We start from the raw sequence: 25380 nt of genomic DNA, 5'->3' as shown, positions 1-25380 counted from the left end.
AATATTTTTTTGATAGTGTCCTGTGAGTGCCCACACAGATTGTCTGATAAATTGTTAAAGAGCGTTGCGACATTTCTTTTGGAAATTCGACTCAGTTTTTATTAACTTAGGTCGTTGTCGCGAGGTGACGTATATTACGTTTTTTATTTAGAAAGTCAAGCATTTATTTTCAACTTTTTCTTTCTCACCTCTGTTATCACAAGGCTTCGAGGTTTTCTTCGAGCCGGTTTATCGTGACAACGGATGCGCATTATAGGGAGGTATTAGAATTACACAACCTTTTTTTTTAAAAAAAAATGCCGTTTGGGGATAAAATCATCACTCTGTGTTTTTTAGCTTCATTATGGTTATAAAAAAAGCTAATTTCTGCCTATAATCCTACTTTAATGAAACTTGTTAGGTACTCCCATTGTTGATGAACTAACTATTTTAGTTTCTAACCTTTATATTGATATTTTTAATGGTCATAGAAATGAACAAACTTTTACGCCCTTATCTAGGAATATCCCCTTCTGTCGAACCAAGTGTCTTTATTGACCCTTCCGCAGTTGTGATTGGAGATGTACGTTTAGCTAATGATGTTAGTATTTGGCCACTTTCAGTTTTACGTGGTGACGTAAATTATATATCTATCGGCGCAAGGACTAACATTCAGGATGGTTGTGTTTTGCATGTTACTCATAAATCAAGTAGCAATCCTACTGGTAACCCGCTAATCATTGGTGAAGATGTCACCGTAGGTCATAAAGTGATGCTACATGGGTGTACTATAGGAAATAGAGTGCTAGTTGGAATGGGCTCAATTATCATTGATGGGGCTATCATCGAAGATGATGTCGTTATTGGTGCTAACAGTTTAGTGACTCAAGGGAAAAGACTCGAATCTGGCTACTTATATACGGGAAGCCCAGCAAAAGCCATCCGAAAATTGACTGATGCTGAGTTAGGCCATTTGCGTTATTCAGCAAACAACTATGTCGAATGGAAAAACAACTATTTAGCCTCTGATAATACGTAAAGCCCATATGCGCCATCGTGGCCTTGTTCAATCAAGGCTTCAAACTCTTCTTCTATATCCCATCGATGCTGCTGAAATAACCTCAGAGGAGTTTCTTCTTTACCATAGCGTTGAAACAATAATGACTGAGGAACTGCACATTCAGCAAGCATTCCGCTAATCAATACAGGAAAACGTACTTGCTTGGATAATTCATCCCACTCTTCTCTATCAGGAAATTGAATTTGCTGGTTCACCCTTTCAACTCCTTATATAAAGCAGATAGAACTGGCGTAATTTCAGGGAGAACACCATGCCATAGCTTAAAAGAAAATGCAGCTTGCCCTACAAGCATACCAAGGCCATCCGCTATTTTTGTCACCTGATGTTCACATGCAAAAGATAAAAATGGCGTCAATGTAGATTGATAAAACATATCGTAACAAGCAACTTGTTTGGTAAATATCAGTGAGTTTATTGTCGGGATATCACCACTTACACCCGATGAAGTTGCATTAATAATTAGATCAAAATCAGGAGAGGTGATCTGTTCGATCTGCATCCCTTTTATGTTACCTAGTGAAGAAAACTCATTAACTAATGTTTCTACTTTGGCATACGTTCTATTCGTTAGAGTAATGTTACATCCATATTCCAAGAGGGGGAGTAGCGCTCCCCGAGTTGCCCCACCAGCTCCGATCATTAGTATCTTGCTATTCGGGTGAATAAATTCTAAGCGTTGGAGGTCTAACAATAGGCCCATGCCATCGGTATTATCACCAAGCAGGCGGTTATCATCTAACTTCATCACAGTATTAACTGCGCCACAGGCTTGGGCTCTTTCCGTTAACTCAGAAACAAGCTGATATGCCCTTTCTTTAAATGGCAAAGTAATGTTTGCACCTTTCCCCCCCTGAGAAAAAAATTCGGCTAAACTGAGCTCAAAGTTATCTACAGGCGCTAAAATTTTTTCGTATTCAAGTAGTATACCTGTTTGCTCCGCAAACATTTTATGTATAGATGGTGATTTACTGTGTTGAATCGGGTTACCAAAAACCGCAAACATTTCCATGAACATTACCCTTTACGATACAATTGACCCGTTTTAGCATCCCTAATTTCAGATGGGTTTTGGCGACCGCCAACCACCCCATCCAAAACAGGAATACTTTTGTTGAATTGAGCAATAACCTCATTTGTTGTTCTACATGGCTCTAGCCCACTTAAATTAGCGCTTGTAGACACCAACGGTTTACCATATTCACGACATAATTTTTTTACTAACTCGTGAGTAGTAACCCTCACCGCTAAAGTATCAAATCGGCCAGTTAACCACTTTGGTGTAGAGGCTTTCGCGGGGATCACCCAGGTTACAGGGCCCGGCCAAGTTGCGAACATCGCTTGCTTTTGTTCTTCCGTGAGTTGTTTATCATCAACATAGTCTTTTAATTGTTCGTAACTATCAGCAATCAGAATTAAACCTTTCTCCCAAGGGCGTTGCTTTAGTTCTAATAACTTGTTGACTGCATTTTCGTTATCAGGGTCGCAACCTAATCCAAAAACAGCTTCCGTTGGATAGGCAATAACTTCCCCTTTTTGTAATGAAACAATAATACTTTCAATTGCAGGTGTAGATTTATTTGGCATAGTTTTAACTCGTTATTCTTCTTGTTGCTTACCGCAACGTTTACTGGCACAAAATAATCTTACTCCTTGTCCCCCCTTTTTTTCCATCAATAATGGATATTCACAATACAAACATTTACCAGTCACAGGTTTATTATTTAATATAAACTGACAGTTAGGGTAATTATCACAAGCATAAAAAGTCTTCCCAAAACGGGATTTTCTTTGCAATAAATTTCCTTTTTGGCATTGTGGGCATGGAATTTTAGTTTCATCCGGCTTATCAATTAGCTCAATATGTTCACACTCAGGGTAGTCACTACAACCTATGAACATGCCAAATCGGCCTTGTTTCAGCACTAAATCATGACCACATTTCGGACAAGATTGCCCGTCTAAAACTTTAATGATATGGCTTTCCACCATTGCCCTAAGTGGGCGCATATAATTGCACTGAGGATAACTTGAGCAACCTAAAAAAGGGCCGTGTGTACTATTACGGATCACCAGTATAGAGTTACATTCTGGGCAATATTCATTTTTTTCTGTATCAAAAGGCAGCTGTTTCGACATGTCATTCTCTACTTTCTTTAGCCGATAAAGCTAAGTTAATCTAATATACCCACCAGCACTTGAGCAAATCACTCCATTAATTTCCATTTCAGTTAAAATAGAAATCACTTGAGTTATTGGGACTTGTGTTTGTTCTGCAATCACATCTACTGGTGTAGGTTTGTACCCCACCATACCTAAAATTTTATTTTCTACCACATTAAACTCAAGTGGGTTTTCATTTATAGGTAACTCCGTTTGAATCCAATTTAACCCATCAACTAAATGCTGCAAAACATCATTTGGTTCTATTAATAAATAAGCCCCCTGTTGTAATAACCAATGATTCCCTCCAAACGCAGGGTTACCTAATGGAGCAGGTAATGTAAAAAGATCACGATTTTGTTCAATTGCATATCGCGCTGTTATTAATGAACCACTTTTCATACCTGCCTCTATCACAACAACTGCTTTACTTAACCCGCTAATGATACGATTTCGCTGCGGAAACTGCTTGGGTAATGGGGGAGTGCTAGGCCAGTATTCGGAAATTAGTGCCCCATTCATTTTAATATGCTCAGCTAACCCATAATGTTGTTTTGGATAAATATTTTCTAGACCACTTCCCAGAACTGCGATGGTTTTACCATCATTGTCAAGCGCAGCTTTGTGGCTTATTCCATCAATACCGATTGCAAGCCCACTCGTGATAGTCACCCCATGCTGCACAAAGTCTTTAGTAAATATATTGGTCCATTTTCGACCATATTCGCTAGCTTGCCGGCTACCAATTAAAGCAACCTGTGGCGTTGCTAACAATTCACTTTGCCCCACCACAAAAAGTAATAGGGGAGGACGATAAATTTGCTTTAAGAGATGTGGGTAATTAGGGTCAAGATAAGTAATTAATTGATGATTTTGATTAGCGAGCCATTTTTGTACTTTTTCGATTCGATTCATTGGAACATGAAGAAATTGCAATTGCTGCATCTCATTCAGACCACAGTCTCGTAAGGCTTGATGACTAACCTTATCTAACAGTGTTAACTCATTAACTATTTTTACTGCACGCTGAGGTAATAGCTTTTTTACCTGTGACATTCTCAGCCAGATTTCTTGAGTATTCATTTTGTCATCCTGACTAAATTAGTAAATAGGTTCTTCAGTGAACAAATGATAACCAATACTGTCAATATGACGGAGAAATGTCTAGAATAGTCATTAATTCCCATTCACTTTTTGGAAACTGCTCGAAAAATTTATGTCAGTCTTAAACGTGTTACATTACCCAGACGAACGCTTACGCACAATTGCTAAGCCGGTCGAAAAAGTTGATGCCTCTATTCAGCGCATCATTGATGATATGTTCGATACCATGTATGAAGAAGAAGGTATTGGGCTCGCAGCAACACAAGTCGATATCCACCAGCGTATTATTGTTATTGATGTTTCTGAAACCCGTGATGAACGTCTAGTACTTATTAACCCTGAATTATTAGATAAATCAGGAGAAACTGGTATCGAAGAGGGTTGTCTTTCTATTCCTGAACAGCATGGGTTTGTGCCGCGAGCAGAGCAAGTAAAAGTTAAGGCTTTAGATTACAACGGAGAATCTTTTGAGCTTGAAGCGGATGGTTTATTAGCTATTTGTATCCAACATGAAATGGATCACCTTGTTGGTAAGCTGTTTGTTGATTATTTATCCCCTTTAAAACGTCAACGCATCCGCCAAAAAGTTGAAAAACTGGATAGACAAAGAGCAAAAGAGGCTAAAAAATAGCTAGTTTGGTAACTATAAACAGGGAAATTAACGTGTCAGAACCATTAAAAATTATCTTTGCGGGTACTCCGGATTTTGCTGCTAAACATTTAGCCGCGCTTTTAGAAACGAATCACCAAATTGTTGGTGTACTTACTCGCCACGATAAACCTGCGGGTAGAGGGAAAAAACTAACACCAAGTCCGGTTAAAGTTCTAGCTGAAGAGCACCAACTTCCTGTTTTTCAACCTGTATCGCTTCGAGATGCTGAAAATCAACAATGGATCAAAGAAAGAAACGCAGACCTAATGATCGTCGTTGCCTATGGGTTAATTCTGCCACAAGCTGTTTTAGATATTCCTCGTTTAGGCTGCCTAAATGTTCACGGCTCTTTACTACCTCGTTGGCGAGGAGCTGCTCCTATTCAACGTTCTATTTGGGCTGGCGATGCTGAAACGGGCGTCACTATTATGCAAATGGATGCAGGTTTAGACACAGGTGATATGCTTTATAAGGCAATTTGCCCGATTACCCCCCACGATACAAGTGCTACATTGTATGAAAAGCTAGCGATAACTGGCCCACAAGCATTGATCCATACCGTAGATATGTTGTCGTTAGGCCAATGTGTCCCAGAAAAGCAGGATGATTCGCTGGCTAATTATGCCGAAAAATTATCTAAGGAAGAAGCGCGTATTGATTGGCAACAAGATGCCAGCCACATCGAACGCTGTATCCGCGCATTTAACCCTTGGCCTATGAGTCATTTTACGGTTGAAGAGCAGCTAATCAAAGTATGGCAAGCTGAAGTAATCTCTGGGACTCACAATAAACAGCCAGGAACAATCATTAGCGCCGATAAAAAAGGGATAAGCATTGCCACGGGTAATGGCATACTGAATATCACTCAGTTACAACCACCAGGCAAAAAAGCAATGAGTGCGCAAGATATACTAAACTCCCGTCGTGAATGGTTTACTCCAGAGCAAATTCTAGATTAATAAATCTGTAAACTGCCTGATATCATCAGGCAGTTTTATTTTAGCAACTACAAAGTTCATCTTCTTTTATGAAAAATACATATAATTTGCGAAGTATCGCAGCAACAGCAATCAGTCAAGTTCTTGATAATGGACAATCCTTAAATACTGTGTTGCCCGATTTACAACGCAATATCAATGATAAAGATAAAGCACTATTACAAGAGATTTGTTTTGGTGTCTTACGTTACTTACCTAAACTAGAATGGTTCATTGGCCAGCTTATGGAAAAACCATTAACAGGTAAGCAAAGAGCGCTTCACTACCTCATCATGGTGGGTATTTATCAACTTCTTTATACTCGAATTCCGGCGCATGCCGCATTGGCGGAAACAGTCAATGGCGCTGTTGCCTTAAAACGCCCACAACTAAAAGGGCTGGTTAATGGGGTTTTGCGTTCATTCCAGCGCCAACAAACACAATTAGAAGAACGCATTGCTAACAACAATAGCCAGTATTTACATCCGAGTTGGTTATTGAAACGCATACAAAATGCCTATCCTGATGAATGGCAATCAATCACAGATGCAAATAACCAACGCCCACCTATGTGGTTAAGGGTCAACTCTCAGCACCATACCGCAACTCAATATCTTGATTTACTCAAACAGGCTGACATAGCTGCGGATGTACATGCCACGCATACCAGTGCTATTCGTTTGCATGAACCAACCGCAGTTTCTAAACTACCGGGCTTTGAAGAAGGTTGGTGTACAGTGCAAGATGTGTCCGCTCAAGGTTGTGCTGAACTATTACAACCCCAAGATGGTGAAAGCATCCTAGATTTATGTGCAGCACCTGGTGGGAAAACAACACATATTTTAGAGTTAGCGCCAAAAGCGAAAGTACTCGCGGTCGATATTGATGATGCTCGCCTTAAAAGGGTAAAAGAAAATCTAACACGGCTACAACAACATGCAACAGTTGTTCAAGGTGATGGTACTCAACCAGAAAAATGGGCGAAAGAACAGCAATTTGACCGCATTTTACTAGATGCACCTTGCTCTGCAACCGGTGTAATAAGGCGCCATCCTGATATTAAATGGCTACGCCGTGATACTGATATCAATGAACTTGCACAGCTACAGGCTCAAATACTTGAAGCTATTTGGCCTTATTTAAAACCAGGCGGGACTTTGCTATATGCGACTTGTTCAATTATGCCTGAAGAAAACAGCCAGCAAATAGAAAATTTCCTAACTAAGCATACTGATGCATGCCTAAATGATGGAACCAAATTAGGGTTACAAATATTGCCAACTACCGATGGTGGTGATGGCTTTTTTTATGTACGCTTAATAAAAAAAGTACAATAATAAGTCGTTAATTACCTGATATAGGAATATGCAATGAAGATCATTATTCTAGGCGCTGGGCAAGTTGGTGGGACTCTTGCTGAAAATTTAGTTGATGAGAACAATGATATTACAGTAGTTGATACAGACGGAGATCGCCTACGTCAGCTACAAGATCAGTTTGATCTGCGTGTCGTTAATGGCCATGGTTCTCATCCTAGAGTCCTTCGTGATGCTGGAGCCGAAGACGCAGACATGCTAGTTGCCGTCACTAACTCTGACGAAACAAATATGATTGCTTGCCAAATTGCATATAGCCTATTTAATACACCTAATAAAATTGCTCGTATTAGGGCAACCGAATATATTCGTGAAGCGGATAAGCTCTTTCTACCTGAACAGATCCCTATTGATTATTTGATATCGCCAGAGCAGTTAGTGATAGATTACATTTATAAATTAATCCAATATCCAGGTGCGCTCCAGGTCGTTAATTTTGCGGAAGGTAAAGTCAGCATTGTGGCAGTAAAAGCCTATTATGGGGGATCACTTGTAGGCAACGCCTTATCCAGTTTACGTGAACACATGCCTCATATCGATACTCGTGTCGTGGCAATATTTCGTCAAGACAGACCAATCCGCCCACAAGGCTCAACTATTATTGAAGCGGGTGATGAGGTATTTTTCGTCGCTTCAACACAACATATCAGAGCAGTCATGAGTGAACTACAAAGACTGGAAAAACCTTATAAACGTTTAATGATTGTTGGCGGTGGTAATGTTGGTGCAGGTTTAGCTAGAAGGCTTGAAAAAGACTACAGTGTAAAATTAATTGAGCGAAACCAACAACGTGCAACAGAACTTGCTGAGTTATTGCATGATACTATCGTTTTTTATGGTGATGCATCTGATCAAGAGTTACTAACGGAAGAACACATTGAACAGATGGATGTATTTATTGCTCTTACAAATGACGATGAAGCTAATATTATGTCTGCCATGCTAGCAAAAAAGATGGGCGCTAAAAAAGCAATGGTACTTATTCAACGCTCAGCTTATGTTGAACTTGTGCAAGGTGGGGTTATTGATATTGCAATTTCACCACAGCAAGCGACAATTTCAGCTTTATTAAGTCATGTGAGAAAAGCCGATATTGTGAATGTTTCATCATTAAGAAGAGGTGTTGCTGAAGCAATCGAAGCAATTGCACACGGCGATGAGAATACATCTAAAGTTGTTGGTAAAAAAATATCAGAGATTAAACTTCCGCCAGGTACAATTATTGGGGCAATAGTTCGCGAAGAAGAAGTAATTATTGCTAGCGATTACCATATTATTGAACAAGGCGACCATGTCATCATGTTTATTACAGATAAAAAACATGTCCCTGATGTTGAAAAACTATTCCAGCCAAGTCCATTCTTTTTATAAAAAATAAAAATGTATAAATATTTGTAGCTTATTAATTCTAGCGACTATAATTTATTAACCTAATACACATTTTGTTTCAATTAAGGTATTTATTAAGGGGTCGTCGAATGAGCTTTTTAAAAGATTTCCGTGAATTTGCCATGAAAGGCAATGTAGTAGATATGGCTGTCGGTATTATTATTGGTGCTGCTTTCGGTAAAATTGTATCTTCTCTAGTTGCTGATGTCATCATGCCTCCACTAGGTTTAATCATCGGAGGTGTTGATTTCAAATCATTTAGTATTGTTCTAAAAGAAGCGCAAGGTGACTTACCAGCCGTAGTACTTAATTATGGGATGTTTTTACAAACTGTATTTGACTTTATTATTGTCGCCTTTGCTATTTTTATGGCAATTAAAGCAATGAATAAAGTTCGCCGTGCAAAAGAAGCTGCTCCAGCTGAGCCTGCACCACCATCAACTGAAGAAGTCTTATTATCAGAAATTCGTGATTTATTAAAAGAACAGAATAAAAAATAACTAAAAGGCCAGTGGTAATAAGTAAATAAACCTATTACCACTGGCCTCCCAGTTACCTGCCTTATTATTTTTCCCTTTTCTTGTATAACTTCCTTTACCTTTTTTATTTTTCTCAACTCTTTGACGAAATAATGGGTCATGAAGTAATGCTACAATTGCATTATCTTTAATCTCACCACGCTTATGTTGATATTTACTCATGATATACCTTCATATAATTAGTGGGTTTTATATCCTTAATAAACTTTAGAAGCACCTTTTTCTAAAATCTCCATAATTGAACAATAGGTTGTTGCATGTTCCTCACCACAACATGCTGAGCTAAGCATCTTCAGTGAATCGCGCATAATAATAAGCTCTTGTATTTTTTTTTCAACTTCTAGTAACCTAACATCAACAATTTGCTTGGATTCTTGGCATGTATGATGTTCCGGATCAACTCTTATTGAAAGTAACTCTGCAATAGCATCCAAAGTAAACCCTAACTGTTTTGCATAGCGAATAAAGCGTAATCGCTGCAAATCCTGTTCTGTAAATAGTCGATAGCCACCTTCAGTTCTTATTTTATGTCCCATCAAACCTTGTTTCTCATAAAAACGGATGGTGTCTGGAGTGACATCAGCTAATTTAGCTATTTCGCCAATCTTATACATACTCATGAACGCTTACCTATAAATAATGGTTAACAACAAAAAATTCAAGAGCACAAAATCTGCTTTGGAAAAGTAAGAATAGCAGGTACAAAAAAACCGGGCAATATACCCGGTTTTCTTGAAAGCGACGACAGATTACTCTGCTGCTGCTTCTTGAGACTCAACAGCACGGTCAACAAGCTCGATGTAAGCCATCGGAGCATTGTCACCTGTGCGGTAGCCACACTTAAGAATACGAGTGTAACCACCTGCACGAGCTGCGAAACGAGGTCCCAGTTCATTAAATAATTTTGCAACGATCTCGTTATCACGAGTACGTGCGAATGCCAGACGACGATTAGCTACGCTGTCGGTCTTGGCAAGAGTAATCAGCGGCTCAACGACGCGACGCAGTTCTTTCGCTTTAGGCAGAGTCGTCTTGATGATCTCATGACGAACTAAAGAACCAGCCATGTTACGGAACATAGCTTGGCGGTGGCTGCTGTTGCGGTTCAATTGACGACCACTCTTACGATGGCGCATGACCTTATCCTTCTCAGTAAAACCTTAACCTGTGATCTTAATCATCAGCAATACTTGCTGGTGGCCAATTTTCTAAGCGCATGCCCAGAGAAAGACCACGAGATGCCAAGACGTCCTTAATTTCAGTAAGAGATTTCTTACCGAGGTTAGGCGTTTTAAGCAACTCAACTTCTGTACGCTGTACCAGATCACCGATGTAGTGGATAGCTTCTGCTTTGAGGCAGTTAGCAGAGCGGACAGTCAATTCCAGATCGTCAACTGGGCGCAGTAAGATAGGATCGAATTCTGGCTTCTCTTCTTTAACTTCCGGTTGACGTACATCACGTAAATCAACGAATGCTTCAAGTTGTTCAGCTAGAATGGTCGCTGCACGGCGAATCGCCTCTTCAGGATCGATTGTACCGTTAGTTTCCATTTCAATAACTAACTTATCCAAGTCCGTACGTTGCTCAACACGAGCTGCTTCAACATTATAGGCAATACGCTCTACTGGGCTGTAGCAAGCATCGACTAACAAACGACCGATTGGGCGCTCATCTTCTTCCGAATGAACTCGGGCAGAAGCCGGCACATAACCACGACCACGCTGTACTTTAATTCGCATATTAATAGATGCGCTTTCGTCAGTCAGGTGGCAGATGATGTGCTGTGGCTTGACGATTTCGACATCACCATCATGGATGATGTCGGCTGCAGTCACAGGGCCAATGCCAGATTTATTCAAGGTTAAAATAACTTCATCTTTCCCCTGAACTTTTACCGCCAGCCCTTTCAGGTTGAGGAGAATCTCCAGGATATCTTCCTGTACACCTTCTTTGGTGCTGTACTCATGCAGTACACCATCAATCTCAACCTCTGTCACCGCACAACCCGGCATAGACGAAAGCAGAATACGGCGCAGTGCGTTACCAAGAGTATGGCCAAAGCCACGCTCTAAAGGCTCAAGGGTCACCTTAGCGTGCGTCGAACTCACTTGCTCGATATCTACCAGGCGCGGTTTTAGAAACTCTGTCACAGAACCCTGCATTGTGTCCTCTCTTTGGTGCTAAGCTTTACTTGGAGTAAAGCTCGACGATCAGGTGTTCGTTAATGTCCGCAGACAAGTCAGTACGTTCAGGAATACGTTTGAACACACCTTCCATTTTAGCAGCATCAACTTCCAGCCAAGTTGGCTTCTCACGCTGTTCAGCCAGCTCTAAAGCAGCCTTAATACGAGACTGTTTTTTAGCTTTCTCACGAACGCTGATAACGTCATTCGGGGAAACCTGATAAGAAGCGATATTAACTACGCGACCATTTACCATGATAGCCTTATGGCTAACCATTTGACGTGCTTCTGCGCGAGTTGCGCCAAAGCCCATACGGTAAACTACGTTATCAAGACGGCCTTCCAGCAAAGTCAGCAGGTTTTCACCTGTGTTGCCTTTCAGACGTGTTGCTTCTTTATAATAGTTACGGAATTGACGCTCCAGAACACCGTAGATACGACGAACTTTTTGTTTTTCACGTAACTGAACACCATAGTCAGACAGACGCGGTTTACGCGCTCCGTGCTGGCCTGGTGCCTGTTCTAATTTACACTTGGTGTCAATCGCGCGAACACCAGACTTCAGAAAGAGGTCTGTTCCTTCGCGACGGCTCAGCTTGAGCTTAGGACCCAAATATCTAGCCATTTTCTTTCTCCAACAGTCCTAAAAAACGATACGTATTAAACGCGACGTTTTTTCGGTGGGCGACAACCGTTATGAGGGATAGGAGTCACATCAGTAATATTAGTGATGCGAAAACCTGCGGCGTTCAGAGCACGAATTGTTGATTCGCGACCCGGACCCGGTCCCTTAACCATAACTTCCAAGTTTTTAATTCCGTATTCTTTCACAGCTTCTGCGCAACGCTCTGCTGCAACCTGAGCTGCAAACGGAGTGGATTTGCGAGAACCACGGAAACCGGAACCACCGGCAGTTGCCCAACCTAATGCGTTACCTTGACGATCAGTAATAGTAACGATTGTGTTGTTGAAAGAAGCATGGATATGAGCCACACCGTCTGAGACTTGTTTTCTTACACGCTTACGTGCACGAATTGGTGCCTTTGCCATTATTCAGTACCCCGACTTATTTCTTGATCGGCTTACGCGGACCCTTGCGGGTACGAGCGTTAGTCTTAGTACGCTGTCCGCGCACAGGAAGACCACGACGATGACGTAAACCACGGTAACAACCAAGGTCCATTAGACGCTTGATGCTCAGGGTAATTTCACGACGTAGGTCACCTTCTACAACATACTTGGCAACTTCGTCACGCAGCTTGTCGATTTGTTCTTCAGACAGTTCACTGATCTTAACATTTTCAGCAATACCAGTTGCTTCACAGATAGCCTGTGAACGTGTTTTGCCGATTCCGAAAATCGATGTTAAAGCGATTACGGTATGTTTATGATCAGGAATGTTAATGCCTGCTATACGGGCCACTATGCACTCCTAAGTTAAAATATACATTACTGTGCTGAAAAGCCCGTTTTCAGGATACTCAAACAATAATGTATCTTAGATAAAAAAGATTGGCTGGCTAATTTAGCCAGCTCAACCCAACTTTGCAAGAAAAAAATGCTTTTTCTTAGCCTTGACGTTGTTTATGTCTTGGCTCAACACTGCAAATTACACGAACGCTACCATTGCGACGGATAACTTTGCAGTTACGGCATAATTTCTTGACGGAAGCACGAACTTTCATTTTTACTCTCCGTAACTTCTAAGCAAACCATAATCACACAGAGTGATTATTTACCTTTCAGGTTTGCTTTCTTCAATGCAGACTCATACTGACTTGACATCATCAGAGTTTGCACTTGAGCCATAAAGTCCATGATAACAACAACCACGATTAAGAGGGAAGTACCACCAAAGTAAAAAGGTACTTTCATTGCGTCACGCATGAACTCCGGGATTAGGCAGATGAAGGTAATATATAATGCGCCAACTAATGTCAAGCGAGTCATTACCTTATCAATGTACTTGGCCGTTTGCTCTCCCGGACGAATTCCTGGTACAAATGCACCGGACTTCTTCAGGTTATCTGCTGTTTCTCTTGGGTTGAAAACCAACGCCGTATAGAAGAAACAGAAGAAGATGATCGCAGATGCATAAAGCAACACATATAACGGTTGACCAGGCTGCAAATACATAGAAATAGTCGTCAGCCAGTCCCAGCCAGTTCCATCACCAAACCAAGAAGCTATTGTACCCGGGAATAGTATGATACTGGAAGCAAAAATTGCAGGAATTACACCCGCCATATTCACTTTTAACGGTAAATGTGTACTTTGTGCTGCATAAACACGGCGCCCCTGCTGACGTTTAGCGTAATTAACGACAATACGACGTTGACCACGTTCCATAAACACAACAAAGAAAGTAACCGCGAATACTAATACTGCAACCAACAGCAACAGGAGGAAGTGCAGGTCGCCTTGCCGAGCTTGCTCGATGGTATGGCCAATAGCCGGCGGTAACCCCGCAACAATACCAGCGAAGATAATGATAGAGATACCGTTACCAATACCTCTTTCAGTTATCTGTTCACCTAACCACATTAAGAACATTGTCCCTGTGACTAAGCTAACAACAGCCGTAAAGTAGAATGGAAGACCCGGATCAATAACCAATCCTTGCATCCCTGGCATATTCGGTAGACCCATTGCAATACCAATAGATTGGAATATTGCTAATACCAGAGTACCCCAACGAGTATATTGGCTTATCTTCCGACGACCTGCTTCTCCTTCCTTCTTAATCTCTGCTAATCGTGGATTAACCACAGATAATAATTGGATGATGATCGACGCCGAGATATACGGCATGATCCCCAAAGCAAAGATAGAAGCACGGCTAAGAGCACCACCAGAGAACATGTTAAACATTTCAATGATGGTGCCTTGTTGCTGTTCGAGCAATTTGGCAAGCACAGTGGCATCAATACCAGGGATTGGAATAAAAGAACCAATTCGGAATACAATTAGCGCACCAATTACAAACAAAAGTCTGCGTTTAAGTTCGCCAGTTCCACCCTTGGCACTTTGAAAATCTAATCCTGGTTGTTTAGCCATCTGTCACTTATTCCTCAATTTTACCGCCGGCAGCTTCGATTGCAGCGCGAGCACCTTTAGTAACACGAAGGCCACGTACAGTAACTGCACGGTTCACTTCGCCAGACAGAATAACTTTCGCATATTCAATCTGGATGCCAACAACGTTCGCGGCTTTCAGTGCGTTCAGATCAATAACATCGCCTTCAACAGCAGCAAAATCAGACAGACGAATCTCTGCAGTGATCATTGCTTTACGTGAAGTGAAGCCGAATTTCGGCAGACGACGATATAAAGGCATCTGGCCGCCTTCGAAACCACGACGTACGCCACCGCCAGAACGAGATTTCTGACCTTTGTGACCACGGCCGCCGGTTTTACCCAGACCAGAACCGATACCACGACCTACGCGTTTAGGCGCGTGCTTGGCACCTTCAGCCGGAGACAGAGTATTTAAACGCATCTCTTACTCCTCAACTTTAACCATGTAGGAAACCAAGTTGACCATACCACGTACAGCAGGAGTATCCTCGCGCTCTACTGTATGACCAATGCGACGCAGACCTAAACCGACCAGTGTTGCCTTATGCTTAGGCAGACGACCGATTGAACTGCGAACTTGTGTAATTTTAATAGTCTTAGCCATGGCCGATTACCCCAGAATTTCTTCGACGGATTTTCCACGCTTAGCTGCGACCATTTCTGGAGACTTCATGCTGTCTAAAGCATCCAGTGTTGCACGAACCACGTTGATTGGGTTTGTGGAACCGTAGGTTTTAGCCAGTACGTTGCGAACTCCAGCTACTTCTAAAACAGCACGCATTGCACCGCCGGCAATGATACCGGTACCTTCGTGAGCAGGTTGCATAAACACACGAGAACCAGTGTGTGTACCTTTCACAGGGTGGAACAATGTGCCGTTGTTTAGAGCAACGGTTTTCATACTGCGACGGGCTTTTTCCATCGCTTTCTGGATTGCTGCCGGAACTTCGCGCGCTTTGCCGTAGCCAAAACCAACGCGACCGTTACCATCACCAACTACAGTTAGTGCGGTAAAGCTGAAAATACGGCCACCTTTAACGGTTTTTGCTACGCGGTTTACCGCGATCAGCTTTTCCTGCAGTTCGCCAGCTTGTTTCTCGATGTGAGCCATCTTACACCTCTACCTTAGAACTGAAGGCCAGCTTCACGGGCAGCATCTGCCAGTGCCTGGACTCTACCATGATATTGGAAACCAGAACGGTCAAAAGCAACAACTTTGATGCCTTTTTCCAGTGCGCGTTCTGCAACTAATTTACCAACAATTGCTGCTGCGTCTTTGTTTCCAGTAAACTTAACTTGTTCATTGATAGCTTTTTCTGTAGTAGAAGCTGCAACCAATGTTTCAGAACCGTTCGGTGCGATAACCTGCGCATAAATATGGCGTGGAGTACGATGTACCACCAGGCGAGTCGCACCCAACTCTTGGATCTTACGGCGTGCGCGGGTCGCACGACGGATACGAGCTGCTTTCTTATCCATAGTGTTACCTTACTTCTTCTTAGCCTCTTTGGTACGCACGATTTCATCGGCGTAACGAACACCTTTACCTTTATAAGGTTCAGGACGACGGTAAGCACGCAGTTCTGCTGCAACTTGGCCAATCACTTGCTTATCCGCACCTTTCAGTACGATTTCAGTTTGTGTTGGACATTCAGCAGTAATGCCTGCTGGCAGTGCGTGTTCAACCGGATGCGAGAAACCTAAAGACAAGCTTACAGCATTGCCTTTGATTGCTGCACGGTAACCAACACCGACCAGTTGAAGCTTTTTAGTGAAGCCATCGGTAACACCAACAACCATTGCATTACACAGTGAACGAGTAGTACCCGCTTGTGCCCATGCATCCGCGAAACCTTCGCGTGGTGCGAAAGTCAGCTGATTGTCTTCGTTTTTAACTTCAACTGCATTATGGATAGTACGACTAAGCTCGCCGTTTTTACCCTTAATCGAAATAACCTGACCGTTGAGTTTTACCTCTACGCCGGCAGGAATGACGACGGGTGCTTTTGCCACACGAGACATTCTTTCCTCCCGAATTAAGCTACGTAGCAGAGAATCTCGCCACCAAGACCAGCTTGGCGAGCTGCACGATCAGTCATGACACCTTTAGAGGTAGAAATAACAGCGATACCTAACCCAGCCATAACTTGTGGTAGCTCATCTTTTTTCTTATAGATGCGCAGGCTTGGGCGGCTTACACGCTGAATGCTTTCTACGACAGCCTTACCTTGGAAATAACGTAAAGTCAGTTCCAATTCTGGCTTGATGTCGCCTTCAATTTTAAAATCTTCGATATAACCTTCTTCCTTCAGCACTTTGGCAATTGCCACTTTCAGCTTGGAGGAAGGCATGGTGACCGCAACTTTGTTCGCGGCCTGACCGTTACGGATACGGGTCAGCATATCCGCGATGGGATCTTGCATGCTCATCTGTCTTTACTCCCGTGATTCAAATGGAATTACCAACTTGCCTTTTTAAGGCCCGGGATTTCACCGCGCATTGCGGCTTCACGGACTTTAATACGGCTCAGACCAAACTTCCGCAGGAAACCATGCGGACGCCCTGTTTGACGGCAGCGGTTACGCTGACGAGAAGGACTTGAATCACGTGGCAGTGTTTGCAGCTTGAGAACAGCGTCCCAGCGATCTTCATCGGATGCTTTAACATCAGAGATGATAGCTTTCAATTCTACGCGTTTTGCGAAGAACTTCTCAGCTAATTTAGCACGTTTAACATCACGCGCTTTCATAGATTTCTTAGCCATGAGTACCCTGCCTTACTTGCGGAACGGGAAGTTGAACGCTGCTAACAGTGCGCGACCTTCGTCATCTGATTTCGCAGTAGTGGTAATAGTAATATCTAAACCACGTACGCGATCCACTTTATCGTAATCGATTTCAGGGAAGATGATTTGTTCACGAACACCCATGCTGTAGTTACCGCGACCATCGAAAGACTTAGCGGGCAAGCCACGGAAGTCACGAATACGTGGTACAGCAATAGAAATCAGACGCTCAAGGAACTCCCACATGCGTTCGCCACGCAGGGTTACTTTACAGCCGATTGGATAGCCCTGACGGATTTTGAAGCCTGCAACAGATTTGCGTGCTTTGGTGATCAAAGGTTTTTGACCTGAGATCGCTGTTAAATCAGCTGCTGCGTTATCCAGCAGTTTTTTATCAGCAATCGCTTCACCAACACCCATATTCAGGGTGATCTTCTCGACCCGAGGGACTTGCATGACAGAAGTGTAGTTAAACTCAGTCATGAGTTTATTAACTACTTCGTCTTTATAGTAATCATGCAGTTTCGCCATCGTATACTCCAAAAATTACTTGATAGTTTCACTGTTAGATTTGAAGAAACGGACTTTTTTGCCGTCTTCGAATCTAAAGCCTACACGGTCAGCCTTACCGGTTGCCGCGTTAAAGATTGCAACGTTAGAAACTTGAATAGCCGCTTCTTTTTCAACGATGCCACCTGGTTGGTTCAGAGCCGGTACAGGCTTCTGATGTTTTTTAACCAGATTGATACCTTCAACGATAACTTTACCAGAAGAAATAACCTGCTTTACTTTACCGCGCTTACCTTTGTCTTTCCCAGTTAGCACGATAACTTCGTCATCACGACGGATTTTCGCTGCCATAGTTCGCTCCTTAGAGTACTTCAGGTGCCAGAGAGATAATTTTCATAAACTTCTCGTTACGAAGTTCACGAGTTACCGGCCCAAAAATACGCGTACCGATTACTTGCTCGCTGTTGTTATTTAATAACACACAAGCATTACCATCGAAGCGAATGACAGAACCGTCAGGGCGACGTACACCCTTCTTGGTGCGCACCACTACCGCTTTCAGGACATCACCCTTTTTAACTTTACCGCGTGGAATTGCTTCTTTAACGGTAATTTTAATGATGTCGCCGACATGTGCATAGCGACGGTGCGAGCCACCTAGAACCTTGATACACATTACGCGACGTGCACCGGAGTTGTCGGCCACGTTCAGCATAGTCTGTTCTTGGATCATTTTAGTGCTCCGCTAAATGTCAACTACTACTGAGCCACCTCATTATGAAGAGGCCGTTCAAATATACCCATACTACGAGGGCGCGGCATTATAACACCACATCATCGAGTTGGACAGAAAAAAATAAACGGCTCAATCAAATAAGAGCCGTTTATTCATCAGAAAAGTCTATTCTATTACAGAACAGCTTTTTCTACAACGCGAACTAAGGCCCAAGACTTAGTCTTAGACAGTGGACGAGTTTCGCGGATTTCTACCACGTCACCGATTCCACATTCATTGTTCTCGTCATGTACGTGCAATTTAGTCGTACGACGGATGAATTTACCATACAGAGGGTGTTTCACCATACGCTCGATAGCAACAACAATAGATTTCTCCATTTTATCGCTAACTACACGACCTTGCAGAGTACGGATTTTATCGCTCATTACGCACCTGCCTTCTCAGTCAGTAAAGTCTTCACACGTGCGATATCACGACGCACTTGTTTCAACAGATGAGACTGTTGTAGCTGACCACTTGCAGCCTGCATACGTAAATTAAATTGTTCACGTAACAAGTTCAAAAGTTCAGCATTCAGCTCTTCAACGCTTTTTTCGCGCAGCTCTTGTGCTTTCATTACATCACCGTCTTAGTTACAAAGGTGGTTTTGATAGGCAGTTTCGCTGCTGCCAGAGAGAATGCCTCACGAGCCAGCTCTTCAGGCACACCGTCCATTTCGTATAAAACTTTACCAGGCTGGATTAAGGCAACCCAATATTCTACGTTACCTTTACCTTTACCCATACGAACTTCGAGTGGTTTCTCAGTGATTGGTTTGTCTGGGAACACACGGATCCAGATTTTACCTTGACGCTTAATAGCACGGGTCATAGCACGACGTGCCGCTTCGATCTGACGTGCAGTCAGACGACCACGGCCAACAGCTTTAAGACCGAAAGTGCCGAAGCTAACATCCGTACCTTGCGCTAGACCACGGTTGCGGCCTTTGTGCACCTTACGGAATTTTGTACGCTTTGGTTGTAACATCAGCGACTCTCCTTACTTGCGGCCTTTACGCTGCTGCTTTTTAGGTTGAGCAGCTGGTTTCTCAGCTTGTTCAACAGCAGCCATACCACCCAGAATCTCACCTTTGAAGATCCATACCTTAACGCCGAGAACACCGTAAGTGGTGTGCGCTTCTGAAGTGTTGTAATCGATATCAGCACGTAATGTGTGCAGTGGCACACGGCCTTCACGATACCACTCGGTACGAGCGATTTCAGCACCGCCTAAACGGCCACTGACTTCAACTTTAATACCTTTAGCGCCCAGACGCATTGCGTTCTGTACTGCACGCTTCATAGCACGACGGAACATAACACGACGTTCCAGCTGTGAAGAAATGCTGTCAGCAACTAATTTTGCGTCCAGTTCTGGTTTACGAACTTCGGCGATATTGATTTGCGCAGGAACACCAGCGATATCCGCTACTGTTTTACGCAGTTTTTCAACGTCTTCACCTTTCTTACCGATAACGATACCTGGGCGAGCAGTGTGAATAGTCACACGGATGCTTTTCGCAGGACGTTCGATAACGATGCGAGAGATTGACGCTTTTGCCAATTCTTTATTTAAGTACTGGCGTACTTTAAAATCGCTGTCTAGGTTGTCAGCGAATTCATTGGTATTCGCATACCAAGTAGAGTTCCAAGGTTTGACAATACCCAGGCGAATACCATTAGGATGTACTTTCTGACCCATTGCTAGTCTCCAGAGTCTCAGCGATCGGACACAACCACTGTAATGTGGCTGGTGCGCTTAAGAATACGATCTGCACGGCCTTTCGCACGCGGCATGATGCGTTTCATAGTTGGACCTTCGTCTACGAATATTTTCGCAACTTTCAGGTCATCAATGTCAGCGCCATCGTTTTGCTCTGCGTTAGCAATTGCAGATTCAAGTACTTTCTTCACTAAACCAGCAGCTTTCTTGTTGGTGTAGGTCAGAATTTCCAGAGCTTGCGACACTTTCTTACCGCGAATCAGGTCGGCAACTAAGCGAACCTTCTGGGCAGAAGAACGAGCGTGGCGATGCATAGCTAAAGTTTCCATCTCTTCCTCCTATCCTTAACGTTTCTTAGCTTTCTTATCTGCCGCGTGGCCGCGATAAGTGCGAGTCGGTGCGAATTCACCCAGTTTGTGACCAACCATTTCGTCGGTTACGAAAACTGGAACATGCTGACGACCATTATGGACAGCGATGGTCAATCCGATCATATTAGGAAAGATCGTTGAACGACGGGACCAAGTCTTGAGAGGCTTCTTGTCTCCGCTTTCCACCGCTTTCTCTACCTTCTTCAGCAAGTGCAGGTCAATAAAAGGACCTTTCTTGAGAGAACGTGGCATGGCTTATCCTCTAATTATTTTTTAGAACGATGACGTACGATGAATTGATCAGTACGCTTGTTGCTACGAGTTTTCTTACCTTTGGTTTGAACGCCCCAAGGTGTTACAGGGTGTTTACCAAAGTTACGGCCTTCACCACCACCATGTGGATGGTCTACTGGGTTCATCGCAGTACCGCGAACGGTAGGACGAATACCACGCCAGCGACTAGCACCAGCTTTACCGAGAACACGTAACATATGTTCAGCGTTACCAACTTCACCTAAGGTTGCACGGCAATCAGCTAAAACTTTACGCATTTCACCAGAACGCAGACGTAAGGTGACATAAGCACCATCACGAGCAACGATTTGAGCGTAAGTACCTGCTGAACGCGCTAACTGTCCACCTTTACCTGGTTTCAGTTCGATATTATGAACTGTAGAACCAACAGGGATGTTGCGCATAGGCAGTGCGTTACCAGCTTTGATTGCTGAATCAACACCAGATTGAATCTGGTCGCCAGCTTTCAGGCCTTTTGGTGCAAGAATATAACGACGTTCACCGTCTTTATATAGTACCAGTGCAATGTTCGCAGAACGATTTGGATCATATTCCAAACGCTCAACAACCGCAGGGATACCATCTTTGTTGCGTTTAAAATCAACTAAACGATAATGCTGCTTATGGCCACCACCGATATGACGGGTAGTGATACGGCCATTGTTGTTACGACCACCGGATTTGCTGTTTTTTTCTAACAGCGGAGCATAAGGTTTTCCCTTATGCAGCTCAGGGTTAACCACTTTAACAACGTGGCGACGGCCCGGAGACGTAGGTTTACATTTAACAACTGCCATTGTTCTTTACTCCTCCGACTTACTCTGCGCCGCTAACGAAGTCCAGATTCTGGCCTTCTTTCAGCGTAACGTAAGCTTTTTTCCAGTCACTGCGGCGACCGGAACGCTGACCGTGGCGTTTAGTTTTGCCTTTAACCAGCAAAGTGTTAACACCTTCAACTTCGACTTCAAACAGTTTCTGTACAGCAGCTTTGATTTCTGCTTTAGTCGCGTCTTTCGCAACTTTGAGAACGATGGTATTGCTTTTTTCCATCGCTGTAGAAGCTTTTTCAGATACATGCGGCGCGCGCAGTACTTTTAGCAGACGTTCTTCACGGATCATGCCAGCATCTCCTCAACTTGCTTCACAGCATCAGCAGTCATAACCACTTTGTCGAAGGCGATCAGGCTTACTGGGTCGATACCAGCTGCATCACGAACGTCAACCTTGTACAGGTTGCGCGCTGCTAAAAACAGATTTTCATCTAATTCAGCAGTGATGATCAGCACATCTTCCAGAGCCATATCTTTCAGTTTCTGTGCCAGCAACTTAGTTTTAGGCGCTTCTACAGAGAACTTCTCGACAACGATCAGACGATCTTGACGTACCAATTCAGACAGGATGCTTTTTAAAGCACCACGGTACATCTTCTTATTAACTTTTTGACTGTGGTCCTGTGGTTTAGCTGCAAAGCTAACACCACCAGAGCGCCAAATCGGGCTCTTTACTGAACCAGCACGTGCACGACCAGTGCCTTTTTGACGCCATGGTTTTTTACCTGAACCAGAAACTTCAGCACGAGTTTTCTGAGCACGAGTACCTTGACGAGCACCAGCTGCATATGCAACAACTACTTGGTGAACAAGCGCTTCATTGAAATCACGCCCGAAGGTAGTTTCGGAAACAGTCAGCGCGCTTTGCGCGTCTTTCATTACCAATTCCATTCCTATCTCCTCGACGTTAAGCCTTGACAGCCGGTTTTACGATCAGGTTGCTACCAGTTGCTCCTGGAACAGCACCTTTGACCAGCAGCAGGTTGCGCTCAGCGTCAACACGTACTACATCTAAGCTTTGAACAGTTACACGTTCATTACCTAGTTGGCCTGCCATTTTCTTGCCTTTAAACACTTTGCCCGGAGTCTGGTTCTGACCGATAGAACCCGGAACACGGTGAGACAAGGAGTTACCGTGAGTAGCATCTTGAGTACGGAAATTCCAGCGCTTAACTGTGCCGGCAAAACCTTTACCTTTAGATGTACCAGTAACGTCGACTTTTTTAACGTCAGCGAAAATTTCAACGCTAATGCTTTGACCTGCTGCAAACTCAGTACCTTCTTCAGTACGGAATTCACGCAGAATACGGCCAGCTTCAACGCCAGCTTTAGCGAAATGACCTGCTTCAGGTTTAGTTACACGGTTAGCTTTTTTGCTACCAGTAGTAACCTGAATTGCATTATAACCGTCAGTTTCTGCAGTTTTAACCTGAGTAACACGGTTATTTTCAATTTCGATAACAGTTACAGGGATAGAAACACCATCTTCAGTGAAGATACGCGTCATTCCCACTTTCTTACCGACTAAACCAATCATTGTTTCAACCTCTCAATCGTTCGACGACCTGATTAACCCAGGCTGATCTGCACGTCAACGCCGGCAGCCAGGTCCAGACGCATCAGAGCATCAACGGTCTTTTCGGTTGGCTCAACGATGTCAACCAGACGCTTGTGAGTGCGAATTTCGTACTGATCACGCGCATCTTTGTTAACGTGCGGAGAGATCAGAACGGTAAAACGCTCTTTACGTGTCGGCAGCGGGATAGGACCACGTACTTGCGCACCAGTGCGCTTAGCAGTCTCTACGATTTCCGCAGTTGATTGATCGATTAAACGATGATCAAAAGCTTTCAGGCGGATACGGATTCTTTGGTTCTGCATGAGACCAGAGCTCCAACTATTTATAAACGTAAAATGATTACTCCTCGTACCCATTTCGATTGATGGGAGAGTGTAATCGTTCTTGATGTAACTCCCAAATCGGGAGTATTGTCTAAATGAGTAACAAATCGTTAACTCAATACTGAGATTTCAGTCCTAAAATATAGGGCTTACTCATCAGTAAGCCCGCGCATTATACGTAAATTATCGCTAAACGCAAGCAATCGGGGAAAATATGTGCGAATTTTTTTAAGGTGGTCACTGAGCGCTGGTATTAAAAAAGCCCTCAATGTTGAAAACTCAATTATTGAGGGCTTTTATTAACTATAATTTTTTAGTTAAACAATGTTATTGAGCATTACTCTTCTTTGATTTGTGCTTGAAGGTAGTTCTGTAGTCCTATACGAGTGATCAACTCAAGTTGCGTTTCAATCCAATCAATATGGTTTTCTTCGTCTGCTAAAATTTCAATCATTAAATCTCGACTGACGTAATCATGAACAGAGTCCGCATATTTGATAGCTTCTTTTAGATTTTTTGCACCGTCTATCTCAAGTTGTAGGTCTGATTTCAGCATCTCTTCAACATCTTCACCAATATTTAACTTGCCAAGATCTTGTAAATTAGGGATACCTTCGAGGAAAAGAATACGCTCGATGTATTTATCGGCATGTTTCATTTCATCAATTGATTCATGGTATTCCATCTCATTGAGACGAGTTAGCCCCCAATTTTTGAACATACGGGCATGTAAAAAATATTGGTTAATCGCAACTAGTTCATTGCCCAATAATTTATTTAAATGGGCTATCATTTTTTTATCGCCTTTCATGTGTACCCTCCATCGCTTCCAGTATTTTAAGTGTAGTACTGAAATAGATAGCTGGGTAATATTTATACGACGATTTAAATGAAAAGTTAGTAATTTAATTCTTACGAGTGACTAGATTACAACCTAAGCAACTTCGACAGCGCAGATTTCTTCAAGTAAAACCTGTTCTTCATGCAAGATTACCTTCGTCTGCCTAATACATTTTCCGCATTCGAGGCCTACAGGTAAAATTTGGCGTAACCCTTTAAGGGAGGTGACCTGATATTTTCTTACTACATTTCTGATCTGTTTATCAGTAATTGCTTCACAGAGGCATACGTACATGATGCTTAACCTGTATAAATCACATACGAATATTTTAAATGAAAATGATTTGTATTTCAATTATCATTGCTGATTATTTACACAATATACTTTAGTGCCGTATTTAGAATTGACTTGTGGGGTCACTAGGCATTTCTTTCAGCCTAACGAGTGCTAAAACTAAAAAGGCACCTGAACGGTGCCTTTTCATTAAAACCTTTAGTGGTTAGGTATTATGCAATAATTTTTGCAACAACACCCGCACCTACAGTACGGCCACCTTCACGGATTGCGAAACGTAAACCGTCGTCCATCGCGATTGGGTGGATCAGGGTAACGATCATGTTGATGTTATCACCTGGCATTACCATTTCTACGCCTTCTGGCAGTTCGATAGTACCTGTTACGTCAGTTGTACGGAAGTAGAACTGTGGACGGTAACCTTTGAAGAATGGAGTATGACGACCACCTTCATCTTTGCTCAGAATATAAACTTCTGATTCGAACTGAGTATGTGGCTTGATTGAACCTGGTTTAGCCAATACTTGACCACGT

The 25380-nt window shown here is 42.9% G+C and carries 44 protein-coding genes; 6 read left to right on the top strand and 38 right to left on the bottom strand.

Annotation, left to right across the window (positions count from 1 at the left end):
- Positions 1–472 precede the first annotated feature (472 nt).
- Positions 473–1018, top strand: coding sequence for a gamma carbonic anhydrase family protein (locus ACIPUA_RS06265; protein WP_042847528.1), 546 nt, complete (start codon positions 473–475; stop codon positions 1016–1018).
- Here the strand turns inward: ACIPUA_RS06265 and ACIPUA_RS06260 are convergent.
- From ACIPUA_RS06260 to dprA, 5 genes are read right to left on the bottom strand one after another with little or no spacing between them, the layout of a single operon-like run.
- A complete protein-coding gene (locus ACIPUA_RS06260) occupies positions 994–1254 on the bottom strand; it encodes a DUF1488 family protein (protein ID WP_181468833.1) in 261 nt (86 codons plus the stop codon). The genes ACIPUA_RS06265 and ACIPUA_RS06260 overlap by 25 nt on opposite strands.
- Positions 1251–2069 (bottom strand): shikimate dehydrogenase, encoded by an 819-nt coding sequence (aroE, locus tag ACIPUA_RS06255; protein ID WP_042847530.1) that lies wholly within the window; start codon positions 2067–2069, stop codon positions 1251–1253. The genes ACIPUA_RS06260 and aroE overlap by 4 nt, the downstream gene beginning before the upstream one ends.
- 5 nt (positions 2070–2074) lie before the next feature.
- The gene (tsaC, locus tag ACIPUA_RS06250) at positions 2075–2644 is read right to left on the bottom strand and encodes an L-threonylcarbamoyladenylate synthase type 1 TsaC (RefSeq protein WP_042847531.1); all 570 of its coding nucleotides are present in this window, start codon (positions 2642–2644) and stop codon (positions 2075–2077) included.
- Between the two features lie 12 nt (positions 2645–2656).
- Positions 2657–3196, bottom strand: coding sequence for a topoisomerase DNA-binding C4 zinc finger domain-containing protein (locus tag ACIPUA_RS06245; protein WP_449059432.1), 540 nt, complete (start codon positions 3194–3196; stop codon positions 2657–2659).
- 30 nt (positions 3197–3226) lie between these two features.
- Positions 3227–4303: a DNA-processing protein DprA gene (gene dprA, locus ACIPUA_RS06240; RefSeq protein WP_042847533.1), complete on the bottom strand. Its 1077-nt coding sequence runs from the start codon at positions 4301–4303 to the stop codon at positions 3227–3229.
- Between the two features lie 133 nt (positions 4304–4436).
- Between dprA and def the strand changes: the two genes are divergently transcribed.
- From def to mscL, 5 genes are all read left to right on the top strand, one after another.
- On the top strand, positions 4437–4955 hold the full coding sequence (def, locus tag ACIPUA_RS06235; protein WP_042847534.1) for a peptide deformylase: 519 nt from the start codon (positions 4437–4439) through the stop codon (positions 4953–4955).
- Between the two features lie 32 nt (positions 4956–4987).
- Positions 4988–5935, top strand: a complete 948-nt coding sequence (gene fmt / locus ACIPUA_RS06230; protein ID WP_129467308.1) for a methionyl-tRNA formyltransferase — start codon at positions 4988–4990, stop codon at positions 5933–5935.
- 68 nt (positions 5936–6003) lie between these two features.
- A complete protein-coding gene (gene rsmB, locus ACIPUA_RS06225; protein WP_449059431.1) occupies positions 6004–7290 on the top strand; it encodes a 16S rRNA (cytosine(967)-C(5))-methyltransferase RsmB in 1287 nt (428 codons plus the stop codon).
- Positions 7291–7323: 33 nt separating this feature from the next.
- Positions 7324–8700 carry a Trk system potassium transporter TrkA gene (gene trkA, locus ACIPUA_RS06220; protein ID WP_042847541.1) on the top strand — a complete coding sequence of 459 codons (1377 nt, stop codon included), beginning with the start codon at positions 7324–7326 and terminating at the stop codon, positions 8698–8700.
- 107 nt (positions 8701–8807) lie between these two features.
- Positions 8808–9218 carry a large-conductance mechanosensitive channel protein MscL gene (gene mscL, locus ACIPUA_RS06215; protein ID WP_042847544.1) on the top strand — a complete coding sequence of 137 codons (411 nt, stop codon included), beginning with the start codon at positions 8808–8810 and terminating at the stop codon, positions 9216–9218.
- Here the strand turns inward: mscL and ACIPUA_RS06210 are convergent, their stop codons facing one another.
- The 33 genes from ACIPUA_RS06210 to ACIPUA_RS06050 form a co-directional block, all read right to left on the bottom strand.
- A complete protein-coding gene (locus ACIPUA_RS06210) occupies positions 9219–9419 on the bottom strand; it encodes an alternative ribosome-rescue factor A (protein ID WP_042847548.1) in 201 nt (66 codons plus the stop codon).
- A gap of 35 nt (positions 9420–9454) precedes the next feature.
- Positions 9455–9871, bottom strand: a complete 417-nt coding sequence (gene zntR, locus ACIPUA_RS06205; protein WP_042847794.1) for a Zn(2+)-responsive transcriptional regulator — start codon at positions 9869–9871, stop codon at positions 9455–9457.
- Positions 9872–10006: 135 nt separating this feature from the next.
- Positions 10007–10393 (bottom strand): 50S ribosomal protein L17, encoded by a 387-nt coding sequence (rplQ, locus tag ACIPUA_RS06200; RefSeq protein WP_004907152.1) that lies wholly within the window; start codon positions 10391–10393, stop codon positions 10007–10009.
- 37 nt (positions 10394–10430) lie between these two features.
- Positions 10431–11420: a DNA-directed RNA polymerase subunit alpha gene (locus ACIPUA_RS06195; protein ID WP_004265491.1), complete on the bottom strand. Its 990-nt coding sequence runs from the start codon at positions 11418–11420 to the stop codon at positions 10431–10433.
- 25 nt (positions 11421–11445) lie between these two features.
- Positions 11446–12066, bottom strand: coding sequence for a 30S ribosomal protein S4 (gene rpsD, locus ACIPUA_RS06190; protein WP_004265487.1), 621 nt, complete (start codon positions 12064–12066; stop codon positions 11446–11448).
- A gap of 35 nt (positions 12067–12101) precedes the next feature.
- Positions 12102–12491 carry a 30S ribosomal protein S11 gene (gene rpsK / locus ACIPUA_RS06185; protein WP_002919257.1) on the bottom strand — a complete coding sequence of 130 codons (390 nt, stop codon included), beginning with the start codon at positions 12489–12491 and terminating at the stop codon, positions 12102–12104.
- 16 nt (positions 12492–12507) lie between these two features.
- Positions 12508–12864: a 30S ribosomal protein S13 gene (rpsM, locus tag ACIPUA_RS06180; RefSeq protein WP_004907144.1), complete on the bottom strand. Its 357-nt coding sequence runs from the start codon at positions 12862–12864 to the stop codon at positions 12508–12510.
- 145 nt (positions 12865–13009) lie between these two features.
- Positions 13010–13126, bottom strand: coding sequence for a 50S ribosomal protein L36 (gene rpmJ, locus ACIPUA_RS06175; protein WP_071548716.1), 117 nt, complete (start codon positions 13124–13126; stop codon positions 13010–13012).
- Between the two features lie 46 nt (positions 13127–13172).
- Positions 13173–14498: a preprotein translocase subunit SecY gene (gene secY, locus ACIPUA_RS06170; protein WP_042847554.1), complete on the bottom strand. Its 1326-nt coding sequence runs from the start codon at positions 14496–14498 to the stop codon at positions 13173–13175.
- Between the two features lie 7 nt (positions 14499–14505).
- Complete coding sequence (gene rplO / locus ACIPUA_RS06165) at positions 14506–14940, bottom strand: 50S ribosomal protein L15 (RefSeq protein WP_004265478.1); 435 nt, start codon at positions 14938–14940, stop codon at positions 14506–14508.
- Between the two features lie 3 nt (positions 14941–14943).
- Positions 14944–15123, bottom strand: a complete 180-nt coding sequence (rpmD, locus tag ACIPUA_RS06160; RefSeq protein ID WP_004265475.1) for a 50S ribosomal protein L30 — start codon at positions 15121–15123, stop codon at positions 14944–14946.
- 6 nt (positions 15124–15129) lie between these two features.
- Positions 15130–15630, bottom strand: coding sequence for a 30S ribosomal protein S5 (rpsE, locus tag ACIPUA_RS06155; RefSeq protein WP_004265471.1), 501 nt, complete (start codon positions 15628–15630; stop codon positions 15130–15132).
- Positions 15631–15644: 14 nt separating this feature from the next.
- On the bottom strand, positions 15645–15998 hold the full coding sequence (rplR, locus tag ACIPUA_RS06150; RefSeq protein WP_042847557.1) for a 50S ribosomal protein L18: 354 nt from the start codon (positions 15996–15998) through the stop codon (positions 15645–15647).
- A 9-nt stretch (positions 15999–16007) separates the two neighbouring features.
- A complete protein-coding gene (gene rplF / locus ACIPUA_RS06145) occupies positions 16008–16541 on the bottom strand; it encodes a 50S ribosomal protein L6 (RefSeq protein ID WP_042847560.1) in 534 nt (177 codons plus the stop codon).
- A gap of 14 nt (positions 16542–16555) precedes the next feature.
- Positions 16556–16948: a 30S ribosomal protein S8 gene (rpsH, locus tag ACIPUA_RS06140; RefSeq protein WP_042847562.1), complete on the bottom strand. Its 393-nt coding sequence runs from the start codon at positions 16946–16948 to the stop codon at positions 16556–16558.
- A gap of 29 nt (positions 16949–16977) precedes the next feature.
- On the bottom strand, positions 16978–17283 hold the full coding sequence (rpsN, locus tag ACIPUA_RS06135) for a 30S ribosomal protein S14 (RefSeq protein ID WP_004265458.1): 306 nt from the start codon (positions 17281–17283) through the stop codon (positions 16978–16980).
- A 12-nt stretch (positions 17284–17295) separates the two neighbouring features.
- Complete coding sequence (gene rplE, locus ACIPUA_RS06130) at positions 17296–17835, bottom strand: 50S ribosomal protein L5 (RefSeq protein WP_006816328.1); 540 nt, start codon at positions 17833–17835, stop codon at positions 17296–17298.
- 15 nt (positions 17836–17850) lie between these two features.
- On the bottom strand, positions 17851–18165 hold the full coding sequence (gene rplX, locus ACIPUA_RS06125) for a 50S ribosomal protein L24 (protein ID WP_042847564.1): 315 nt from the start codon (positions 18163–18165) through the stop codon (positions 17851–17853).
- A 10-nt stretch (positions 18166–18175) separates the two neighbouring features.
- The gene (rplN, locus tag ACIPUA_RS06120) at positions 18176–18547 is read right to left on the bottom strand and encodes a 50S ribosomal protein L14 (protein ID WP_004265449.1); all 372 of its coding nucleotides are present in this window, start codon (positions 18545–18547) and stop codon (positions 18176–18178) included.
- Positions 18548–18723: 176 nt separating this feature from the next.
- Entirely contained in the window at positions 18724–18978 is a 255-nt protein-coding gene (rpsQ, locus tag ACIPUA_RS06115; RefSeq protein WP_042847566.1) for a 30S ribosomal protein S17, read from the bottom strand.
- Positions 18978–19169, bottom strand: a complete 192-nt coding sequence (rpmC, locus tag ACIPUA_RS06110; RefSeq protein ID WP_004265442.1) for a 50S ribosomal protein L29 — start codon at positions 19167–19169, stop codon at positions 18978–18980. Before rpmC ends, rpsQ begins: the two co-directional genes overlap by 1 nt.
- Entirely contained in the window at positions 19169–19579 is a 411-nt protein-coding gene (rplP, locus tag ACIPUA_RS06105) for a 50S ribosomal protein L16 (protein ID WP_004265436.1), read from the bottom strand. Before rplP ends, rpmC begins: the two co-directional genes overlap by 1 nt.
- A gap of 12 nt (positions 19580–19591) precedes the next feature.
- The gene (rpsC, locus tag ACIPUA_RS06100; RefSeq protein WP_004907131.1) at positions 19592–20293 is read right to left on the bottom strand and encodes a 30S ribosomal protein S3; all 702 of its coding nucleotides are present in this window, start codon (positions 20291–20293) and stop codon (positions 19592–19594) included.
- A gap of 17 nt (positions 20294–20310) precedes the next feature.
- The gene (gene rplV, locus ACIPUA_RS06095; RefSeq protein WP_004265430.1) at positions 20311–20643 is read right to left on the bottom strand and encodes a 50S ribosomal protein L22; all 333 of its coding nucleotides are present in this window, start codon (positions 20641–20643) and stop codon (positions 20311–20313) included.
- Between the two features lie 15 nt (positions 20644–20658).
- Positions 20659–20937 carry a 30S ribosomal protein S19 gene (rpsS, locus tag ACIPUA_RS06090; RefSeq protein WP_004265426.1) on the bottom strand — a complete coding sequence of 93 codons (279 nt, stop codon included), beginning with the start codon at positions 20935–20937 and terminating at the stop codon, positions 20659–20661.
- A 14-nt stretch (positions 20938–20951) separates the two neighbouring features.
- On the bottom strand, positions 20952–21776 hold the full coding sequence (gene rplB, locus ACIPUA_RS06085) for a 50S ribosomal protein L2 (RefSeq protein WP_006657016.1): 825 nt from the start codon (positions 21774–21776) through the stop codon (positions 20952–20954).
- Positions 21777–21795: 19 nt separating this feature from the next.
- On the bottom strand, positions 21796–22098 hold the full coding sequence (rplW, locus tag ACIPUA_RS06080) for a 50S ribosomal protein L23 (RefSeq protein ID WP_042847569.1): 303 nt from the start codon (positions 22096–22098) through the stop codon (positions 21796–21798).
- Entirely contained in the window at positions 22095–22700 is a 606-nt protein-coding gene (gene rplD / locus ACIPUA_RS06075) for a 50S ribosomal protein L4 (protein WP_042847571.1), read from the bottom strand. Before rplD ends, rplW begins: the two co-directional genes overlap by 4 nt.
- A 16-nt stretch (positions 22701–22716) precedes the next feature.
- Positions 22717–23346 carry a 50S ribosomal protein L3 gene (gene rplC / locus ACIPUA_RS06070; RefSeq protein ID WP_042847572.1) on the bottom strand — a complete coding sequence of 210 codons (630 nt, stop codon included), beginning with the start codon at positions 23344–23346 and terminating at the stop codon, positions 22717–22719.
- Positions 23347–23378: 32 nt separating this feature from the next.
- Positions 23379–23690, bottom strand: a complete 312-nt coding sequence (gene rpsJ / locus ACIPUA_RS06065) for a 30S ribosomal protein S10 (RefSeq protein ID WP_001181005.1) — start codon at positions 23688–23690, stop codon at positions 23379–23381.
- Positions 23691–24048: 358 nt separating this feature from the next.
- On the bottom strand, positions 24049–24522 hold the full coding sequence (gene bfr, locus ACIPUA_RS06060) for a bacterioferritin (protein WP_042847575.1): 474 nt from the start codon (positions 24520–24522) through the stop codon (positions 24049–24051).
- Positions 24523–24645: 123 nt separating this feature from the next.
- On the bottom strand, positions 24646–24846 hold the full coding sequence (gene bfd, locus ACIPUA_RS06055; RefSeq protein ID WP_042847577.1) for a bacterioferritin-associated ferredoxin: 201 nt from the start codon (positions 24844–24846) through the stop codon (positions 24646–24648).
- A gap of 212 nt (positions 24847–25058) precedes the next feature.
- A partial coding sequence (locus tag ACIPUA_RS06050; RefSeq protein WP_449059430.1) for an EF-Tu C-terminal domain-related protein occupies positions 25059–25380 on the bottom strand: 322 nt, incomplete at its 5' end.

It is taken from the genome of Providencia sp. AGC89 (genome assembly GCF_053543535.1).
Note: the sequence above shows the minus strand (reverse complement) of the source record. Positions and strands in the feature narration are given on the sequence as shown.

Excerpts from the sequence above, each read along its gene's own strand:
- rpsD (WP_004265487.1), bottom strand. The coding sequence starts at position 12,066 with ATGGCTAGATATTTGGGTCCTAAGCTCAAGCTGAGCCGTCGCGAAGGA.
- rpsE (WP_004265471.1), bottom strand. The coding sequence starts at position 15,630 with ATGGCTCACATCGAGAAACAAGCTGGCGAACTGCAGGAAAAGCTGATC.
- ACIPUA_RS06195 (WP_004265491.1), bottom strand. The coding sequence starts at position 11,420 with ATGCAGGGTTCTGTGACAGAGTTTCTAAAACCGCGCCTGGTAGATATC.
- rplN (WP_004265449.1), bottom strand. The coding sequence starts at position 18,547 with ATGATCCAAGAACAGACTATGCTGAACGTGGCCGACAACTCCGGTGCA.
- rplB (WP_006657016.1), bottom strand. The coding sequence starts at position 21,776 with ATGGCAGTTGTTAAATGTAAACCTACGTCTCCGGGCCGTCGCCACGTT.
- bfd (WP_042847577.1), bottom strand. The coding sequence starts at position 24,846 with ATGTACGTATGCCTCTGTGAAGCAATTACTGATAAACAGATCAGAAAT.
- rplR (WP_042847557.1), bottom strand. The coding sequence starts at position 15,998 with ATGGATAAGAAAGCAGCTCGTATCCGTCGTGCGACCCGCGCACGCCGT.
- rplW (WP_042847569.1), bottom strand. The coding sequence starts at position 22,098 with ATGATCCGTGAAGAACGTCTGCTAAAAGTACTGCGCGCGCCGCATGTA.
- secY (WP_042847554.1), bottom strand. The coding sequence starts at position 14,498 with ATGGCTAAACAACCAGGATTAGATTTTCAAAGTGCCAAGGGTGGAACT.
- rplC (WP_042847572.1), bottom strand. The coding sequence starts at position 23,346 with ATGATTGGTTTAGTCGGTAAGAAAGTGGGAATGACGCGTATCTTCACT.
- rpmJ (WP_071548716.1), bottom strand. The coding sequence starts at position 13,126 with ATGAAAGTTCGTGCTTCCGTCAAGAAATTATGCCGTAACTGCAAAGTT.
- rplP (WP_004265436.1), bottom strand. The coding sequence starts at position 19,579 with ATGTTACAACCAAAGCGTACAAAATTCCGTAAGGTGCACAAAGGCCGC.
- trkA (WP_042847541.1), top strand. The coding sequence starts at position 7,324 with ATGAAGATCATTATTCTAGGCGCTGGGCAAGTTGGTGGGACTCTTGCT.
- rplO (WP_004265478.1), bottom strand. The coding sequence starts at position 14,940 with ATGCGTTTAAATACTCTGTCTCCGGCTGAAGGTGCCAAGCACGCGCCT.
- dprA (WP_042847533.1), bottom strand. The coding sequence starts at position 4,303 with ATGAATACTCAAGAAATCTGGCTGAGAATGTCACAGGTAAAAAAGCTA.
- rpsN (WP_004265458.1), bottom strand. The coding sequence starts at position 17,283 with ATGGCTAAGAAATCTATGAAAGCGCGTGATGTTAAACGTGCTAAATTA.
- rpmD (WP_004265475.1), bottom strand. The coding sequence starts at position 15,123 with ATGGCTAAGACTATTAAAATTACACAAGTTCGCAGTTCAATCGGTCGT.
- rpsH (WP_042847562.1), bottom strand. The coding sequence starts at position 16,948 with ATGAGCATGCAAGATCCCATCGCGGATATGCTGACCCGTATCCGTAAC.
- def (WP_042847534.1), top strand. The coding sequence starts at position 4,437 with ATGTCAGTCTTAAACGTGTTACATTACCCAGACGAACGCTTACGCACA.
- rplV (WP_004265430.1), bottom strand. The coding sequence starts at position 20,643 with ATGGAAACTTTAGCTATGCATCGCCACGCTCGTTCTTCTGCCCAGAAG.
- zntR (WP_042847794.1), bottom strand. The coding sequence starts at position 9,871 with ATGTATAAGATTGGCGAAATAGCTAAATTAGCTGATGTCACTCCAGAC.
- rplE (WP_006816328.1), bottom strand. The coding sequence starts at position 17,835 with ATGGCGAAACTGCATGATTACTATAAAGACGAAGTAGTTAATAAACTC.
- rsmB (WP_449059431.1), top strand. The coding sequence starts at position 6,004 with ATGAAAAATACATATAATTTGCGAAGTATCGCAGCAACAGCAATCAGT.
- rplX (WP_042847564.1), bottom strand. The coding sequence starts at position 18,165 with ATGGCAGCGAAAATCCGTCGTGATGACGAAGTTATCGTGCTAACTGGG.
- rpsK (WP_002919257.1), bottom strand. The coding sequence starts at position 12,491 with ATGGCAAAGGCACCAATTCGTGCACGTAAGCGTGTAAGAAAACAAGTC.
- ACIPUA_RS06210 (WP_042847548.1), bottom strand. The coding sequence starts at position 9,419 with ATGAGTAAATATCAACATAAGCGTGGTGAGATTAAAGATAATGCAATT.
- rplD (WP_042847571.1), bottom strand. The coding sequence starts at position 22,700 with ATGGAATTGGTAATGAAAGACGCGCAAAGCGCGCTGACTGTTTCCGAA.
- rplF (WP_042847560.1), bottom strand. The coding sequence starts at position 16,541 with ATGTCTCGTGTGGCAAAAGCACCCGTCGTCATTCCTGCCGGCGTAGAG.
- ACIPUA_RS06265 (WP_042847528.1), top strand. The coding sequence starts at position 473 with ATGAACAAACTTTTACGCCCTTATCTAGGAATATCCCCTTCTGTCGAA.
- rpsC (WP_004907131.1), bottom strand. The coding sequence starts at position 20,293 with ATGGGTCAGAAAGTACATCCTAATGGTATTCGCCTGGGTATTGTCAAA.
- aroE (WP_042847530.1), bottom strand. The coding sequence starts at position 2,069 with ATGGAAATGTTTGCGGTTTTTGGTAACCCGATTCAACACAGTAAATCA.
- bfr (WP_042847575.1), bottom strand. The coding sequence starts at position 24,522 with ATGAAAGGCGATAAAAAAATGATAGCCCATTTAAATAAATTATTGGGC.
- rplQ (WP_004907152.1), bottom strand. The coding sequence starts at position 10,393 with ATGCGCCATCGTAAGAGTGGTCGTCAATTGAACCGCAACAGCAGCCAC.
- rpsS (WP_004265426.1), bottom strand. The coding sequence starts at position 20,937 with ATGCCACGTTCTCTCAAGAAAGGTCCTTTTATTGACCTGCACTTGCTG.
- rpsQ (WP_042847566.1), bottom strand. The coding sequence starts at position 18,978 with ATGAGCGATAAAATCCGTACTCTGCAAGGTCGTGTAGTTAGCGATAAA.
- mscL (WP_042847544.1), top strand. The coding sequence starts at position 8,808 with ATGAGCTTTTTAAAAGATTTCCGTGAATTTGCCATGAAAGGCAATGTA.
- rpmC (WP_004265442.1), bottom strand. The coding sequence starts at position 19,169 with ATGAAAGCACAAGAGCTGCGCGAAAAAAGCGTTGAAGAGCTGAATGCT.
- rpsJ (WP_001181005.1), bottom strand. The coding sequence starts at position 23,690 with ATGCAGAACCAAAGAATCCGTATCCGCCTGAAAGCTTTTGATCATCGT.
- ACIPUA_RS06245 (WP_449059432.1), bottom strand. The coding sequence starts at position 3,196 with ATGTCGAAACAGCTGCCTTTTGATACAGAAAAAAATGAATATTGCCCA.
- tsaC (WP_042847531.1), bottom strand. The coding sequence starts at position 2,644 with ATGCCAAATAAATCTACACCTGCAATTGAAAGTATTATTGTTTCATTA.